Genomic DNA, 16,534 nt, shown 5'->3' with positions numbered 1-16,534 from the left:
GGGATTATACAAACTCTAGGCTCTGCTCACCATTTTGTCGGTCGGCAACGTCTCGCACTTCTTGACGCTCAACCAGGCTCGCTAAACTGATCCCGCTGAGGAATTGGTGGATTTGATCACTCAAATCACACCAAAGGTGATGAGTCAGACAAACTTGCCCTTGTTGGCAGTTTCCCGCACCACGACAGTTTGTTGCGTCGATTGACTCATTGACCGCATCAACTATCTGAGCAACAAAGATTTCTGCGGCATCACGGCTAAGGCGATATCCGCCTCCCGGGCCACGAACACTGCTCACCAGGGTATTCTGGCGGAGCTTCGAGAAGAGCTGCTCAAGATAAGACAAAGATATTTCTTGGCGTTTGGAAATATCGGCCAAACTTATCGGCCCTTTATCCGCATGCAGGGCCAGATCTAACATCGCAGTAACAGCATAACGGCCTTTGGTTGTCAGTCTCATAATCGGTACCTTTCCTGTAGTCCTCGCTGATGCGCCGCTACAATACAGTTAGCCATTTGTCTAAGCGCAATTGTCGGCAATTATCCAATAACCTAGTATGGTGATCAAGTATTTATCAGACTAATTTACTTGGTTATTGCCATAAAGGCTTGCTGTAAGCATCTTGGCAAGCAAATGGATGACGCCAAGGGCAATATAAGTCAAATTTTTGTTAAATTATGTTAGTCCGACAACGGCAATGGTGATGCTCTAGTACAATCACCCTTAAGAAATAGGTTTGCTAGATTCTGGTGGAAGCCTGCTAATTGGATTAGCCGCAATCTAAGCAACCAAAAATACAAGAAAACTTATAACCTACACGTTGATCTTGAGTGAATGATAGTTAAGGAATGAGTCCCAATGGTAAGTACAAATTTTGCAAAGCAATTTACTAAGCAAGGTACATTTAATTCAAAACCATTTTGGTTTTGTTTTACTCTGCTATCCTCATTTATCTCTATTGGATTCAACTCTGCGAACGCAGGTGAATTTAATCATGTTATAAATATTGGCGACCCACTTCCTGCTTTCTCAAACCTTCCCTCTGTAAAAGACAAAACCTTTTCTTCAAACGATTTCAAAGAAGACATTTTAGTTCTAGTGTCACTTTCAAATAATTGCCCTTTTTCTCGTGGTGCTGAAAAAGATATTGTCGACCTGGTTAACACGTTTAAGGACGAGTCGGTTAGAGTTGTCGGGGTAAGCTACAATTTGCATGAAAATGATTTGATGCCTGCGATGAAAGATCGCGCAAAAGCAAAAGGATTTAACTTCACCTATTTACGCGATGATAGCCAAGCACTAGGGCGAGCTTTGGGCACTTCCGTCACTCCCGAATTTTATATTTTCGATAAAGAAAGAAGACTGATCTACATGGGCGTCATGTTTGACTCCCCTGCGATGGCACAAAGTGAGGATAAAACCGTATATATGCGTGGCGAAATTACCGAGCGCTATGTTGACTCAGCGATTCTGCGTACCTTAGCCGGAAAGGATGTCAGTACTACCGAGACGAAACCTTATGGTTGCTCCGTGGAATATCGCCGTGAAGATTAAAGCTTCGACTCAGCGTTTTTACGCCGTTTTTTTTGCTCTCTTATTCGTACTAGGTCTCTCTTCCTGCGATAGCAACACGATCAATTCTCCCAATGAAAATCAAGGCCCACGTCTAGAAGCAATCAGTTTCAAACAATGGGAACAACAACTCAGCGACTACCAATCAAAAATCGTTGTCGTTGATTTATGGGCCATGTGGTGTACTTCGTGTATTGAACGCTTTCCACAGATGGTCGAGATGCATGATGCTTACAAGCAACAAAATGTTCAGTTTGTTTCGCTTAATCTCGACGACAGAGATGACACCGAATCGGTAAACCGTGCTGGAGAATTTTTAGTTAAAGTAAATGCAGAGTTTGATAATTTTCATATGAATGAAAATCTCATTGATGCTTTTGATCGATTTAAATTAATCGGCATTCCTGCCGTGCTTATTTACGATGGCAAAGGCGTAGAGCGCTACCGGCTTACCAATGACAACCCTAGCAAACAGTTTGGCGAAGAAGATATTGAATCCGCTATTAAGACTTTATTAGCAGAAGCCTAGCTCAAGACTCCGTCAAAAAATTCTTCTTTAGCTTAATAAGATACAAAACAACTTCCTTACAAATACTCAAGTAAACTAACTATTCTTTCGGTTTATTATTGGCCGTCGTAGCCTTCTGAGATTCCACCGAGTCACTTTCTGTTAAATCTTCGATCTTATTATTAGTGTGATAAATAAAATTTTTCGTCGCAGTTAGAATCCCGCGCAAAATACTCAACTCCATTTGATCCAAGCGAACTCGGTTGAATAAGCGGCGCAAGCGCGTCATGGTTTGTCGAGGGTTATCGAGATCTAAAAAGCCAAGGGTGTGCAAAGTATCCTGCAAATGCTCATAGTAATGCTCAAGGTCTTTTTGTTTTGCAGGTGGCATATCCCAATCATCAAAATGAGGCAGCTGGCCAGTTTCCGCGGTCAAATGTGCCATCCGAACTTCATAACAAATTACCTGAACGGCAGCGCTAATGTTTAAAGCGCTGTATTCAGGGTTCGCGGGAATATGGACATGATAGTTGCATTGCTGAAGCTCTTCATTTGTTAAGCCCCTATCTTCACGGCCAAAGATAATCGCGATTTCATGCTCTGCGGATTCCACCCAGGCTCGTTCACCGCACTCTCTGGGTGTTAACAATGGCCAGGGGATACGACGCTCTCGAGCGCTGGTGCCCACCACCAAGCCGCAATCCTCAATGGCTTCAGCCAAAGTATCAACGACAACAACATCATCGAGTAACTCGCTCGCATTTGCCGCCCGCCATACAGCCTTCGGCGATGGAAACTCTTGAGGATCAACCAAATAGAGCTGAGTCAGCCCCATGTTTTTCATCGCTCGAGCCGCAGCGCCAATATTGCCGGGATGGGATGTGTTCACTAGGACAATCCGAATATTGTCAAACGTGGGTTTATTCATCGAATTGTCACCGCATGATTTTAAAGGGCGCAAAGTTTAGCAAATCAGCACCTAACTGGTATACTGCTGCGCCTTCCGAATAGGGATAAATGTGGCTCATAGCGGCGTTGTGATCAGCATCGGTGGCCAATACGACTGCCGCAATGACTGAAAGCCATGCCCTCAACAAGCTTTCTGAAAGACTGAGCAACTAATGCCGCTTCGGCTGATTGATTTGATTTACCTGAATTGAATCACCGACTATTAGAATTCTGATTAATTCCGTCCCTCACACTGATATTAGGTAGTAGATATTTATGGAACCCATGTTAACGGTCGCGTTAAATGCCGCACGAAAAGCAGCGCAAATTATTGAGCAGGCAATCGACCGCTTAGACAAAGTCACTGTTGAGACTAAAACACGAAATGATTTCGTTACCCAAGTTGACATCAAAGCCGAAAAAGAAATCATTTATCATCTGCGCAAAGCCTACCCAGAACACAAAATAGTTGCGGAAGAAACCGGCGAACATGAAGTGGGAGAAAGCGACTATAAATGGATTATTGATCCTTTAGACGGCACAACAAATTTTATTCACGGCATACCACATTTTGCTGTCTCGATTGCTTGCGTTTACAAGGGAAAAATTGAACACGCCGTTATTATTGATCCTATAAAGCGTGAAGAATTTACCGCGAGTCGAGGTAAAGGGGCGCAACTTAACGGTAGACGAATCAGAGTTACCGACCTCACGGGTTTGGAGGGTGCACTAATTGGCACCGGCCTCCCCTTCAATGGCTACGCTTTCGAACATATTGACCCGTACCTCAATTGCTTAAAAGAAATTGCCGGACAAACCGCAGGCATCCGCCGTCCCGGATCTGCTGCATTAGATCTTGCCTACGTAGCGGCTGGACGCTTTGATGGCTTTTGGGAAATTGGCCTAAAACCTTGGGATATGGCGGCGGGAATTTTATTAATAAAAGAAGCAGGCGGAATGCTTGCAGATTTTAAAGGTGGTGAGGACTATTTAAACTCTGGCAACATTGTCGCCGGTGCGCCGAAAGTGTTTAAAAACTTATTACAGATTACGCAAAAACACTTGGGCAATATTTAAAGCAGCTCTGTATTCAAGGCGACGCAATTTAAAAGCAGTAATTATTAGGCAATCCAAAAAAACTGAAGTAAAGCGGTATCGGAATGCCTAATTTATCTCGGTTTTATCCTTCGGTTTTTTCCGGTGCTAATAATTCGTTCAAGGTTGAAATCAATTCTGCAAAAATAACCGGCTTCGTTAAATACGCATCAAAACCAGCCGCCAACCCTCTCTCGATATCATGAGACATCGCATTCGCAGACAGGGCGATTACTGGCAAACTCGAAGACACTGGGTCTTGCTTCAACACTTTTAAAGCTTCGAAGCCATCCATTCCCGGTAAATTAATATCCAAAATAATGAGATCAGGTTTTTCGGTTCTCGCCTTATACAACCCTCTAAACGCCTCGTTAGCTGTATTCAATTCAATTTGCGGGAAACGCTGTAACAACTGTTCCATTAATCGCAAATTAGAAGCGTTATCCTCGATATATAAAATGCTTTTGTTGTCTTTGACGTTCAATGTCACTTGAATTTGATTTTCGACATTTTTGTTTACTTGAATTGATTTTTCTGCCGTCCACTCTTCAGAACGCTGTAGCGTCACAATAAAACTAGAGCCGACTCCGACGTTGGAATGGAAATCCATTTCGCCGCCCATCATCTCAGTGAGCTGGCGCGTAATCACTAAACCAACACCCGAGCCTTCAGTGCCACTGTCTTCAGCGCCTAAACGGTTAAAAGGCTCAAATACAGCTTCATGTAAAGAATCGGGAATACCATAACCGGTATCGTGAACTTTAATCGAAATTTTATCCGCGCCTTTGACCACTAGCTCCACTTCAACTTCACCGCCTTCGCGATTATATTTAATTGCATTGCTTAATAAATTTAACAAAATTTGTTTCAAGCGCATTGCGTCAGCGTGTAAATAAATTGTTTCCAATGCGTTGGTTTTTACCTTCATTACTATTTTTTTAGCAGCCGCTTGAGACTGAAGATATCGCACACACTCTTCGATTACACGGATCGGAAGAACCGGCTCTAAAGATAAGGTTATTTTCCCCGACTCAATTTTCGCCAAATCCAATACATCATCAATAAGCTGCAATAAATGCTCGCCGGCTTTACGGATTTCTCGAATGTTTTCGCGCTGCCCCAACTCTAAGTTCGCTTCGTAATCGAATAATTGTGAAAAGCCTAAAATAGCATTCATCGGCGTGCGTAACTCATGACTCATACTTGATAAAAATTGAGATTTTGCCTGATTTGCTTTTTCGGCTTGTTCCTTCGCCTGCAGCACGCGCTCCTCTGCTTTTTTCAAGGCGGTAATATCCATATTAGTACCAGACAAACTTTCCAACTCACCGTTTTCGTCAAAAATCCCCTGCCCGCGAGAGCGAATCCAATACTGTCTGCCATGCTCACCGACGACGCGATATTCAATATCAAAAGGCGCTTGATTTCGTAAATGTTTCACTACATTGCGGTCGTAACGAGCACGATCTTCAGGCACAACTCGTTCACGGAAATTCTTAAAATGATGGAGCCCGGTATCCTGCTCGTGATCAGAAACTTCGAGGCCTATTTGCTCCCAACAACGCTTAGAAAAAAAGAAGGTATTTTTCTTTGGCGACCATTCCCAAATACCATCATTCGACGCATTGATAATGCGCATTTGCCGCGCTTCACTTCGCTTTGTTGCATCTTCCGCTTCCTTTAGTGCAGTGATATCGAAATTAATACCCGACAAGTAAATTACTCGCCCGCTGTCATCACGCACTGAATCCGCTAAACATTGTGACCAAATATAATCGCCTTCTTTAGAAATGACACGAAAAGTCACATCAACGGGCGTCCCAGTTCTCAAGTGATGGGCTACTGCGGCTCTAGTTGGCACCCAATCTTCGGGATGAATTAATTCCCATAAGCGTCTTGAATCACTAATCGCTTCTGCATCCTCCTCCCCATAACCCATTCGCTGCCAAAATTCACCACTCCAATCGAAACGATTAGTACTCAGCTCCCAGTCCCAAAACCCGTAGCCGCTACTACTATCGAATATCCGCTGATGCCGCGAAACCAACTCCCTCAGCTCATTTGCGCTTAATGAGGCCAATTCATCGTCGCTTAACCAAACTCGTTTTGCCATTGCCGTATCACTCAGAAATAGATAGAGATAATTTGGCAGCTAGTTTATTGGAAATACAGCAGAGAACCAAGAAGTGCTATCTCATTAAGATGTGAGCATCGACACAATCGCAAACCCTCCTTCATAGGCAGACAAGTCTTAGAAGTTTGTATTAGGTTTGACTAAGATGCAGTGGGCGAGAGGAATTTCAGCAATAAAATTTAAAAACATTATTGCACTTACGTATCGATAAAGCATAGACTCGGGAACAGCCAAAATTAGCAACAGAAAAAAATAATAGTGCTAGAAAAGACTCTGCAGAAAAATGCGGTAAAAGCAACGAAATTAGAAAGAAGAATTTTGAGCATTTTGAACCTGCATAATGTATTCCACGATCAGCATACAAACTCAATACAAGCAAAATAAAATGACAAATAAACCAGAAACAATACCCGCCGTAAAAGATGATCTATTTATATACAACGGTAGAAAAATAAATGATTTGACTGTCAATCTCGTTATTGATTTCAAAGGTTTACTCGATGAAGAGGTGCTCAGAAAAGCAATCATACTTTCAATTCAATCAGAACTTATTCTTAATTATAAATTTGACGCTAAAGGAATCGGTCGCCCTAAATGGAGACTCGACAAAAATATTGATTACGATTCTCTCTTTACGATAATTAATGTTGAATCCGATGAGCAACGCTTAGAACAAACCGAATTTTTTTTTAGCAAACCGCTAGATCCAGCATCTGACAATGTGCTTAAGATTTGTCTAATTCGCGATCAAAACGATTCATTAATTTTTAAATTAAGTCATGTTGTTGCTGATGGTGGCGGCATGGTTGAATATATTGCTCGACTCGCGAACACCTACACAACATTACTAAGCGACCCCGCTTACATACCCCCGCCAATAGAAGGCGACCGAAGTTTAAAACAAATCTATAAGAATTTTAGCTTTATTGAAAAACTAAAAGTCATACCCTATAGCTTTCGTGTTATAGCTAGTCGTTTCCGTCCGAGAGGCAATTGGAGCCTACCTTTAAAACCAGGGGGAAAAGATCAGCCGCGCTTTCTTCGTTACAAACTTGATGAACTCAGTTGTAACTATCTGAATAAGTTTTGCAAAACCAATAAATTTACCATTCACGAAGTGCTAACAGCGCTTTATTTTCGTGCACTGCACAAAACTATTAAGCCTAAGCCAAACACCCCAATGAGATTGCTGAGCACAACGAACCTCCGGCGTTACACGAAAAAAGGGGTTGGTGAAGCTCCCTGTAATCTATCGTCAGTTTTAATAATTAATATTGGCAAAGACTTAGGAATCAACTTAGCTGACACAACTCAGAAGGTACACGACGCCGTTGAATGGCAAAAAGACTCTTATATGGGACTAAACTCTCATCGGACTAGCCCCTTGAATATAAAGTTCTTGCCGTACTTTTTAGTCTCTGGAATCAATATGATTGCTAGTGTTTTTTCGTTCTTGGTGATTGATTCTGCAACCCTCCCCCCGTTATTTACAAACATAGGGAGGGTTACCAAAAATGTTTTGCGTTTTGGTACGCAGGAGATCATTGACTTCTACGGTTTCGCCCCGATTCCCACCTACCCCATGTCTTATACGGGAGCCATTGGTTTTGGTGACGAAATAAGCCTAACTGTCGCTTTTTATAACGAGGTGATTGACGAAGAGGTAATGCAAACCCTATTTAGTGATATGGAAAAAGATTTAAAAAACGATGGCTCAATTGCCATTTAATATTCTCAGATAATCAAGATAGCAGCGGAAAATATGAAAAGTAAAAATGTACTTATTACTGGGGGGAACTCCGGTATTGGCTACGCTACGGCAGTGCTGTTTTCCCAACGCGGATATAATGTAACTATAAGTGGTAGAGATGAAAATAAATTAAAGCTCGCAGCAACGGAACTCGGCGCTGACTTTTTCGTTGCCGATCTAGCCGATCTAAACCAACTTGAATCGCTCAGCGAAACCTTTCCGGATGGCCTTGATGTTTTAGTCAACAATGGTGCGATGGCGCAATTCATGCCGATTGAAGCGCACACAAAGGAAATTTTTGATCTCAATATAAGTACCAACGTCCACGGCCCGCTTTATTTAATTCAAAAACTTTTACCTTCACTGGAAAAAAAATCAGGTGCAATCGTAAATGTGTCGTCACTCATTGTCGACAACGGAAAACCCAATGCCAGCCTCTATGCAGCAACCAAAGGTGCAATCGAAGCCCTCACAAGAAGTCTCGCATTAGAATTTGCTCCTCGGGGTATTCGGGTCAACGCAGTTTCACCCGGCGCGATTGATACGCCCATCTTACATAAACTTGGAATTCCCGAAGATGAAATCCCAGCATTACTGGCACATCAAGCAGCCGCGATTCCTTTAAAACGACTCGGTAAACCGGAAGAAGTGGCTGACGTGATACTCGCTCAGGCAGAAGCGACTTATGTAACGGGCGCAATTTGGAAGGTTGACGGTGGTATTGACGCAGAATAAATTTGGTTTTTTTGTTTATTCGCAAACGGAATCGGGCACTTCTCTAGCTTCGGGTCCCTGATAATCTATATCGTCGCAACGTAATGGTAAAAAAGTTTCCGCAGGTTTACTCTCCGTATCTACGTAACAGGCAGTAACGCCGCTTGCAACGAGCATTGTAAAAATTCTGTAGATCTCTTCAATTGTAAAACCTTGATCAGATAAAAATGCAGATACATACCCGTTCACGTTTATCGACTCATCAAATTCTATATTTAGGTGGCTATCTATTTGTTGAGCCAGACTTAAATGCTCACCAATTGATAGTCCTTGTTGAATTCGAACCCGCTCTAACGCCGGTACCCTTTCATCTCCTTTAGCGATAGGCCTGGCATATCCCATCATACTCGGCTTCCCGCCGTGCTTTTTACATTCGACTTTAACGAGTTCTTCCACACTCAGGTTATTTTTATAGTCGAGTAATGCCCTTTGAATAAACTCTACTCCTTCTAATAACGGCTTAACTCCATAAGACCTTGCGTCGGTCGCCAACACACCCGCTGTGGTCGCAGCAATAATCGAAGCCCGAGCCGTGCCGCCCAACGCACCGATGTTGTTACACCAAATTCTTGGATCTGGCCAGCTCAAACAGATATAAACAGCCTCGATCCAATTTGCTAGAGGTTTGCCGGGTAGCTTCCCGGTTGAATTTAATACCTGCACTTGGACATAAGAAAGTTTTCCAACAAAATCCTCCATCATGTCCATGCCATGGCAAACTACGCCTTGACCTATTACCCAGCCGCCTTTAGTGCTTTTGATTACCCCTCGATTATTATCGTATCGCTTTAAATCGGGAGAAGCTCTGTTCTTTATCATCTTAGTTTTCGTCACACTCAAGTTCGTTCTTTGGCTCAAAACTTTGCATTTGATTAAACTTTTTAGGTTGCTCGGTTTCAATAAAATACTTTTCATCGTCGGGAAAGGGCATCGCGTTAATCGATTTATTTGCCAATTCAATACCGTGCGCAAATAATCCTGGCGCTGAAATCAATTGAAATATCCCGGGCCCCATTCTCGGTAAGAAGCCCAAATCGCATAAGACCGCAGCAACGACTCCGGTGGAATACCAACCGCAATTCAACTCGTGTAATTTTTCCGCAAATTTATTTCCCCAGACCAGCGCGCTTCCTGAATTCGGTAGATGCAAGATCGAATCAACTATTCTTTGGGGAATTATATCTACGCCTTCAAAACGAGAACCAAACCCAGGGACTACTTGCCCGCTATCATTCTTCAACCCTTGCTCTGAATCAACTAGCTGATTAACAACCTCACCCGGATCCTTTTTAAGGTTTTTTCGTAGCCATCGCATTGATAACTCGACCTCTTCTGCACCAAGGTAGGATCCACCCATAATCGATAGACCAATGGGTAAAATGTGAGAAGGATCCGTTTTACCTACTCCTGCATTCATAGCAGCTCTAACTCCAGGGTGGCGAGGCCCTGGACTAACGAAGGCAATCATTAATTTTTCAAGAATTCGCGCATCGTCTTTCGAAGGTAACTCACCTCTAAAAAGCAAATAAAACACCTCAATATAACTGCGTTTTTGCAATAACTGTTCTAGGTTATAACCGTAACAACTCGACTCTTCCGCGATGTAGGGATTTTCATCCGAGGGTTTTTCATACCATATTTTAGTACTCACCTTATCAACAAATTTATCGTCCCTTCGAATGACATTATTTTCTTTCATAGGTTCAGGATCTGAGCTAGACATTACTTTTTCTCAAAGTTACAGGAAGTATCGACGCAGTTTATACGAAAGAATATATAAAAACGACAGCAATCTACGATGAACGTATTACTTGAAAATTTTTATTTTAATTATTTTAAAAAATTAAACATTGATTGGAGCGATTAGTCACCCCAAAAATAGAATTTAGTTTCCAACAACAAACTACGTCCGGAAAGAGGCTGATCATTAGGAACGCCAGAATTAACGTCCGTTGGCTCATATAAATCTTCATCAAATAAATTGCGAACCGAAACTGACACATCTAGAACACCAAATATTTTTGCGCTGGTCAAAGTTAAATTCACAACGGAGTCATTATCAAGGTCATCGCGTATATCACCCATCGATCTAGTTCGATCCATAACGCGGTGGAACTCTGCGTTTAAATGCCATTGATTAGACACCTGCCAATCCAAGCCCAAAAACAATTGCTTACTCGGCGCATCGGCGACTGTGCTACCCGTACTTTTGTTTTCCGAATCCTGATACGCGTAGTTGCTTATTAGTGATACCGTATTGCTTAAATCCCAATTTAGCTCCACTTCGAAACCTTGACCTTCTTGGTCAAAAACATTTTGCGCAGTGCTTGTTCCCCCTAAAATTCCGTCGTCATCAACGAAATCAATTAACCCATCAATGTCATAACTAAATAAGTTTAATCGAATATTTAAATCGTAAGTTGGCCGATAATCAAACGACAACTCAACTGTATCAATTTCCTCGGGATCAACTTCCGGATTACCATTAACTACTGGATTATTAATGGCAAATTGCTCACTGAATGTTGGTGCTCTAAATGCACGTCCATACAAAAATTTGGAGGTCAAGTTGTAATTAGTTTGCCATACTAATGCAAGACGAGGGTTAACAGTGTTGCCAAAATCTGAATAGTCATCAAAACGAACCCCAGCAGTAAGCTCCCAGTCTGGCAGAAATGCCCAAGCATCTTGCACGGAGATATGCTTAATTTCTCTATCTCTATCTCGCAGAAATATCAATGGTGTTCCGGTTACATCCGTTAGCGTCCCATCAACAACCGGAATGGTCCCGTCGATTATCCCCGGGCCAAAGTTCTTTTTTTCACGAGCTTCGTTTGACTGCTTTTTAATTCCTGTCGCAATACGGATTTGATGATTTTGAAAGCGCTCATAATAACCAACATATTCCAATGATAAGTTCTCGTCTGTTCCACCAGGCGTACCTATCAGTCCATCGGTAAACAAAACTGCGCCAACTGCGGTAAATGGGTTTGGGTCTATATTTCCATCCATCCCTATTGGAGCAACCGCTCCAGGGGGCAACAATCTAAAAAAGGTATCTTGTTTTAAATAAAAATAATTTAAATGTACTTCGTAACTCCAATCTTTATTGTCGGAATCAGATGTATAACTAAGATCAAGAAGGTGCTGATCGACCTGTTGAGTACCGCTAGGATCTAAAGCATAGGCCGCTCCAATCCCAATTCCCCCGTCATCTTGAATCCAAGAATTTAATCTGAATTGCCACCCACCCTTACTTAATTCCAGTTGAGAATTTAAAATATCGTATTCAGTATCAACCGAACCCGGCGCTAAAGATGCCGTATTGCCTGTCACCAAGAAAGTCAGTGGATCTAGTAAAGTCGTTTGGCTATCAGCATCAATAATTCGATCATCATCACCCTTACTTTGCGTCAGCTCTACACTTAAACCAAAATTCCACTCCCCAACATCGGTTCCATAATTAAACCACGCCGAGTAGGTATCGAATGATCCCGCTTGCAAACCTACTTCCACTCCATCTGTGTCGGTTGAACTTTTGGTAATAACGTTGATTACGCCTGAAAACGCATCAGCGCCAAACACCGCTGAACCAGGACCACGAATAACCTCAACTCTTTCAATGTTGTGGACTGGTAAGCGAAAAGTGGGCGCTCGTGCTCCCGTAAATAATTCCGTGATCGGGTAGCCGTTAATTAGCATTAAGACTTGAGGATTAGAAGCGGTATGAATCCCACGAATTGAAATCAAGGAACTATAACGAGTTGACAAAGATACGTGAACACCAGGAATTGTTTCTAATATATCGTCGAGATCCCGCGCGCCCATTTTGCGAATATCATCAGAGGTAATAACACTGGCTACAGAAGGAGCTAAACGTAGGGGCTTGCTTGAACCCGTCGCAATGCTAACGGTTTCTTCGTCACCGTATAAAAGAAGCAGGTCTTCTTCTTCAGAAAAATCTTGTGCGAAGGTAGTACTAGAAAAAAAACCACCTAACAAAAACACGTAAAAGTATGCTTTGAAAACATTTTTAAAATTCATAAAATTTTTCCATGCCCAACATCAAGCAACTGACAAGTAAACCCCAGGTATTAGTTATAAACAATAGCTCATTATTAGTATGTGGCCATCAAAAAAGCGAATTTGACGAAAAAAAGAGATAAATCGCGCCACTTATTGGATTTATTTCCAATAGAACGCTCGATTTTTTTTTTGGCCGTAACATGGCCATCCACTAAGCACAGAACGATATTAAAAAAGTGAAATAAAAAGTTGTTAATTATTCTAAATGAACTAAATAGAAGATAAGAATTTACGTTACCATTTCTAAAAAATTAAACAGCACTTTTATTTTTAAAATCGAAATAACGAAAAGAGTACTAAATAGCAGATGTGAATAAAGCGAAACACGAATTCGTACTAGAAGATTTTGTCCGTGAGACAAAAACAAGAAAATAACCGGTATGGCTCGTTTTTTATTCCTCTCTGCATGATTCTTGAGTTGCCATGGAGATATTGAGTGGATCAAATTGCAGTAAAAAATCCGTCTAAGAAAAAGATTACATCGCTTCCCGACCCGTTTATCCCAACTATTACCGTCGCTGATCTATTACTTCGCTACTTAGAGCAACTATCCGTTGATTATGTTTTTGGTGTGCCTGGTGGCGCAATAGAACCTCTTTTTGACGCTTTAGCTCGCTGCCAGGACCAAGACAACAGCCCAAAAGCTATAATCGCACGTCACGAAACTGGCGCTGCTTTTATGGCAGATGGTTATCATCACATTACTGGGAAACTGGGCGTGTGCATGGCAACCACTGGGCCTGGCGTCACCAACATGATTACCGGTATCGCTACTGCGCAGGCAAATAAAGTTCCGATGTTAATTATTTCTGCCCAAACTGCCTTACCAACCTTTGGGCGAAATGCAGTTCAGGAATCGTCCTGTACTGGCGTTGATACCGTCGCGATACTGAATCATTGTTGTCGTTTTAGTTCACTGGTATCTCACCCAGAACAATTTGAATATAAACTTGTTACGGCAATTATGCGTGCGTTTGGGCCGACACCTGGCGCGGTACATCTGAGTATTCCGATGGATGTTATGCGAGCCGCAGTGGAGTTTAAGACTCCGCGTTATCAAATTGACAATTTAATTAAAAGACACATAAATCCAGATTTAGATACGATTGAAAACCTGTTTAATTTATTAACAAGTAAAGACAAAACCGTTTTTATTATTGGTGATGGTTGTAGCTCTGGAATAGCTGGTATTTTAACGGTTGCCTGCTCACTCAATATTCAAATAGTTTGCACGCCTCATGGTAAAGGTCTGGTGAATGCACAACATCCTATGTTTCGCGGCGTCTTGGGTTTTGCTGGACACGATGATGCTCTCTCCGCAGTGACCAACCCAGAAGTTAACAACATTCTTTGCCTTGGAACCTTAATGGGAGAGTGGGCAAGCAATGGCTGGGACCCTCAAATTTTGGTCAACGAGAAATGCATTCATATTGATGAAGTCGAAGAGAATTTTTCAAGTACGCCTAATGCACGACAACACATTCATGCAAATTTGGCGACAACGTTTCACCTGCTGACAGAGCGCATCGCGACGGAAAGCATTAAAGATCCAAAGTCGGATAAAAATATAGATCTCATCAACCAACATGAATTATTTACCTTAAAACGCCAGTTTGCTTTGGATGATGAAAAAGGATACATCTCTGACAGTTCGCCAATTAAACCCCAGCGCTTGATGAACGAGTTGCCGAAAATATTTCCCTCAAACACTCACTATTTAGCGGATTGTGGGAACAGCTTTGCCTGGGCGATTCATTATTTACAGCCATCTGATCGCCGAATTTTCGGCGTGCGTGAAGACCGTGCCAGCTTATTTCGCGCGTGTTTGGAATTCGCCCCCATGGGTTGGGCAATCGGCTGCGCAGTCGGTTCTGCACTTGCAAAGCGTGATCAACAAGTCGTTTGTATCACTGGCGATGGCAGCTGGTTAATGAGCGGACAGGAGATTTCTGTTGCGGTTCAGGAACATTTATCCATAGTTTTTATTATTCTGAACGACGCCGCATTGGGTATGGTAAAGCATGGCCAAAGACTCACCGGGGGTGAGGCGATTGGTTTTGAAATGCCGCCCACTGACTTTGTGATGCTAGCGAAATCTATGGGTGCGAAAGCTTTTAGAATCGACTCCCCGCAAGATCTTAAAGATTTATCTAAGGAGCTGAATAGTAAAGACGGTCCCATCTTACTCGATGTGTATATTGACCCCGAAGAGGTTCCGCCGATTGCGAAACGCATCGCAATGCTGACCAACAGCGCGGGCTAATCTGTATTGAGTTCGCTAATCCTCAGTGGAATTCTAGATACCTTGGCTCGCCTCCCAACAAAGCGCGAATCACCCTATATAACTATCAGAACCCCCTATTCCCAGCTTAGATGTGGCAAATCGAGCTGGGGGTATCAGCTGTTGGCGCTTAAATCTCTTTATTTGCGTCGTGGGCTGAATAGTTTTCGCATTCCGGCATCATTGTTATGGCAAGTTCGATCACGCAGTCTAGACTAATAAGTTAGTTAAGCGGGAATTGATATATGCGTCAGGCATAAAAGGAATGAAACGATTGTTGTTAGTTGCTATTCGTCATTAGGCGGCCAATAGCCCTACAAGAGCGTTTCTAACAGCGGAAAGTAAGCTACTGAATTACTCGCTGAAACAAGGTAGCAGACTGTAACTATTATTTTGAGGATTTGTGGCCAACACTTGCAACCCACAACACAATAAATCTCTTTTCAACCGTTTCGGGCTGTTCATGTTGCTGTTCCTCGGTAACGGAATCCTCCTGCCTGCCAGTCACGCGGACGAAATTGCGATTATTTTTCCGGAAGTTCGTGAACCCTACCTCACCATGTTTTCTTCAGTTGCCGATGGCGTATCCCAAGAGTTTGGCCAAAATATTAACAAGCTTATATTACCTGGCAGCTCACAAGCCGAAGATACTAGTCAATGGCTGATAGATAATTCTATTTCCGACGTCGTTGTTTTGGGCAACAAAGCTATAAGCCATCAAAAAAACTCGACACTCAACACGGTAGCGGGTGCGTACATTCTACCGCCAGGTACTTTAGAATTTTCTGGTATCACGCTGAACCCTGATTCTCGATTTTTATTCACAGAATTAAAAAGACTAAAGCCCGAAATAACTTCCATACACGCCGTTTACGAAGAAAACAAAAATCAATGGGTCATTGACGCCGCCACTGAGTCGGCAAAATCCCTTGGTATCACATTACATGCCTATCCTGTCTCAAGCATGAGTGAAGCCGCATCACAATATCAAAAAGTACAGCGCCGTTTAAACAACAAAACCGAAGCCTTGTGGTTACCTCTTAATGGCCCTTCCCGCGACAAATCTATTTTACAAAGAATTCTTGATACAGCTTGGTCCCGAGATCAAATCGTTATTTCTAGCAATTTAAGTGATAGCGCTCGTGGTGCTTTGTTATCTGTGCAGATTGATTTTACCGGCTTAGGACGAGAACTAGGCAAGCTATTGAAGCAACACAAAGATAAACCTGAAACAAAACCTCAAACACTGTTTGCTAACACCTTACTTAAATCGATCAACGTCAGGGCCGCCGCCCACGTCGGCATACAATTAAAACGAGAGGAGCTCGATGAGTTTGAATTTATTTATCCGCCACAATAGTTTGTTGCTTTTGTGGAATGATTAA

General features: G+C 42.4%; 13 protein-coding genes. 7 read left to right on the top strand and 6 right to left on the bottom strand.

The genetic code is table 11. From position 1 onward, the window contains the following. Positions 1–4 precede the first annotated feature (4 nt). Positions 5–460, bottom strand: coding sequence for a Fe-S cluster assembly transcriptional regulator IscR (iscR, locus tag ACYUCY_RS12475; protein WP_460226833.1), 456 nt, complete (start codon positions 458–460; stop codon positions 5–7). Positions 461–859: 399 nt separating this feature from the next. Between iscR and ACYUCY_RS12470 the strand changes: the two genes are divergently transcribed. Both ACYUCY_RS12470 and ACYUCY_RS12465 read left to right on the top strand, forming a co-directional pair. After that, complete coding sequence (locus tag ACYUCY_RS12470) at positions 860–1,555, top strand: redoxin domain-containing protein (protein ID WP_460226832.1); 696 nt, start codon at positions 860–862, stop codon at positions 1,553–1,555. Beyond that, positions 1,545–2,102 carry a TlpA family protein disulfide reductase gene (locus ACYUCY_RS12465; protein ID WP_460226831.1) on the top strand — a complete coding sequence of 186 codons (558 nt, stop codon included), beginning with the start codon at positions 1,545–1,547 and terminating at the stop codon, positions 2,100–2,102. The genes ACYUCY_RS12470 and ACYUCY_RS12465 overlap by 11 nt, the downstream gene beginning before the upstream one ends. A gap of 79 nt (positions 2,103–2,181) precedes the next feature. Here the strand turns inward: ACYUCY_RS12465 and trmJ are convergent, their stop codons facing one another. After that, a complete protein-coding gene (gene trmJ, locus ACYUCY_RS12460; RefSeq protein ID WP_460226830.1) occupies positions 2,182–3,009 on the bottom strand; it encodes a tRNA (cytosine(32)/uridine(32)-2'-O)-methyltransferase TrmJ in 828 nt (275 codons plus the stop codon). A 296-nt stretch (positions 3,010–3,305) separates the two neighbouring features. On the opposite strand from trmJ, the gene ACYUCY_RS12455 reads away from it, so the two are divergent. Beyond that, on the top strand, positions 3,306–4,106 hold the full coding sequence (locus ACYUCY_RS12455) for an inositol monophosphatase family protein (RefSeq protein ID WP_460226829.1): 801 nt from the start codon (positions 3,306–3,308) through the stop codon (positions 4,104–4,106). Positions 4,107–4,209: 103 nt separating this feature from the next. Here the strand turns inward: ACYUCY_RS12455 and ACYUCY_RS12450 are convergent, their stop codons facing one another. Next, positions 4,210–6,237, bottom strand: coding sequence for a hybrid sensor histidine kinase/response regulator (locus ACYUCY_RS12450; protein ID WP_460226828.1), 2,028 nt, complete (start codon positions 6,235–6,237; stop codon positions 4,210–4,212). Positions 6,238–6,643: 406 nt separating this feature from the next. On the opposite strand from ACYUCY_RS12450, the gene ACYUCY_RS12445 reads away from it, so the two are divergent. Both ACYUCY_RS12445 and ACYUCY_RS12440 read left to right on the top strand, forming a co-directional pair. Then, complete coding sequence (locus tag ACYUCY_RS12445; RefSeq protein ID WP_460226827.1) at positions 6,644–7,987, top strand: hypothetical protein; 1,344 nt, start codon at positions 6,644–6,646, stop codon at positions 7,985–7,987. A 33-nt stretch (positions 7,988–8,020) separates the two neighbouring features. Next, positions 8,021–8,743 carry an SDR family NAD(P)-dependent oxidoreductase gene (locus ACYUCY_RS12440; RefSeq protein WP_460226826.1) on the top strand — a complete coding sequence of 241 codons (723 nt, stop codon included), beginning with the start codon at positions 8,021–8,023 and terminating at the stop codon, positions 8,741–8,743. A 15-nt stretch (positions 8,744–8,758) separates the two neighbouring features. On the opposite strand, the gene ACYUCY_RS12435 is transcribed toward ACYUCY_RS12440, so the two are convergent. From ACYUCY_RS12435 to ACYUCY_RS12425, 3 genes are all read right to left on the bottom strand, one after another. Next, the gene (locus ACYUCY_RS12435; protein WP_460226825.1) at positions 8,759–9,601 is read right to left on the bottom strand and encodes a hypothetical protein; all 843 of its coding nucleotides are present in this window, start codon (positions 9,599–9,601) and stop codon (positions 8,759–8,761) included. A gap of 1 nt (position 9,602) precedes the next feature. Next, on the bottom strand, positions 9,603–10,505 hold the full coding sequence (locus ACYUCY_RS12430; protein WP_460226824.1) for a citrate synthase family protein: 903 nt from the start codon (positions 10,503–10,505) through the stop codon (positions 9,603–9,605). 140 nt (positions 10,506–10,645) lie between these two features. Continuing rightward, a complete protein-coding gene (locus ACYUCY_RS12425; RefSeq protein WP_460226823.1) occupies positions 10,646–12,826 on the bottom strand; it encodes a TonB-dependent receptor plug domain-containing protein in 2,181 nt (726 codons plus the stop codon). 478 nt (positions 12,827–13,304) lie between these two features. On the opposite strand from ACYUCY_RS12425, the gene ACYUCY_RS12420 reads away from it, so the two are divergent. Together ACYUCY_RS12420 and ACYUCY_RS12415 are read left to right on the top strand one after the other, a co-directional pair. After that, a complete protein-coding gene (locus ACYUCY_RS12420) occupies positions 13,305–15,131 on the top strand; it encodes a thiamine pyrophosphate-binding protein (protein WP_460226822.1) in 1,827 nt (608 codons plus the stop codon). 481 nt (positions 15,132–15,612) lie between these two features. Next, the gene (locus ACYUCY_RS12415) at positions 15,613–16,509 is read left to right on the top strand and encodes a hypothetical protein (protein WP_460226821.1); all 897 of its coding nucleotides are present in this window, start codon (positions 15,613–15,615) and stop codon (positions 16,507–16,509) included. Positions 16,510–16,534: the final 25 nt, after the last annotated feature.

The organism is Aurantivibrio infirmus (assembly GCF_054767315.1).
The sequence above is the reverse complement of the archived record's forward strand: the minus strand, read 5'-3'. Positions and strand labels throughout refer to the sequence as shown.

Excerpts from the sequence above, each read along its gene's own strand:
- ACYUCY_RS12445 (WP_460226827.1), top strand. The coding sequence starts at position 6,644 with ATGACAAATAAACCAGAAACAATACCCGCCGTAAAAGATGATCTATTT.
- ACYUCY_RS12415 (WP_460226821.1), top strand. The coding sequence starts at position 15,613 with ATGTTGCTGTTCCTCGGTAACGGAATCCTCCTGCCTGCCAGTCACGCG.
- ACYUCY_RS12440 (WP_460226826.1), top strand. The coding sequence starts at position 8,021 with ATGAAAAGTAAAAATGTACTTATTACTGGGGGGAACTCCGGTATTGGC.
- ACYUCY_RS12455 (WP_460226829.1), top strand. The coding sequence starts at position 3,306 with ATGGAACCCATGTTAACGGTCGCGTTAAATGCCGCACGAAAAGCAGCG.
- iscR (WP_460226833.1), bottom strand. The coding sequence starts at position 460 with ATGAGACTGACAACCAAAGGCCGTTATGCTGTTACTGCGATGTTAGAT.
- trmJ (WP_460226830.1), bottom strand. The coding sequence starts at position 3,009 with ATGAATAAACCCACGTTTGACAATATTCGGATTGTCCTAGTGAACACA.
- ACYUCY_RS12450 (WP_460226828.1), bottom strand. The coding sequence starts at position 6,237 with ATGGCAAAACGAGTTTGGTTAAGCGACGATGAATTGGCCTCATTAAGC.
- ACYUCY_RS12435 (WP_460226825.1), bottom strand. The coding sequence starts at position 9,601 with ATGATAAAGAACAGAGCTTCTCCCGATTTAAAGCGATACGATAATAAT.
- ACYUCY_RS12470 (WP_460226832.1), top strand. The coding sequence starts at position 860 with ATGGTAAGTACAAATTTTGCAAAGCAATTTACTAAGCAAGGTACATTT.
- ACYUCY_RS12430 (WP_460226824.1), bottom strand. The coding sequence starts at position 10,505 with ATGTCTAGCTCAGATCCTGAACCTATGAAAGAAAATAATGTCATTCGA.
- ACYUCY_RS12425 (WP_460226823.1), bottom strand. The coding sequence starts at position 12,826 with ATGAATTTTAAAAATGTTTTCAAAGCATACTTTTACGTGTTTTTGTTA.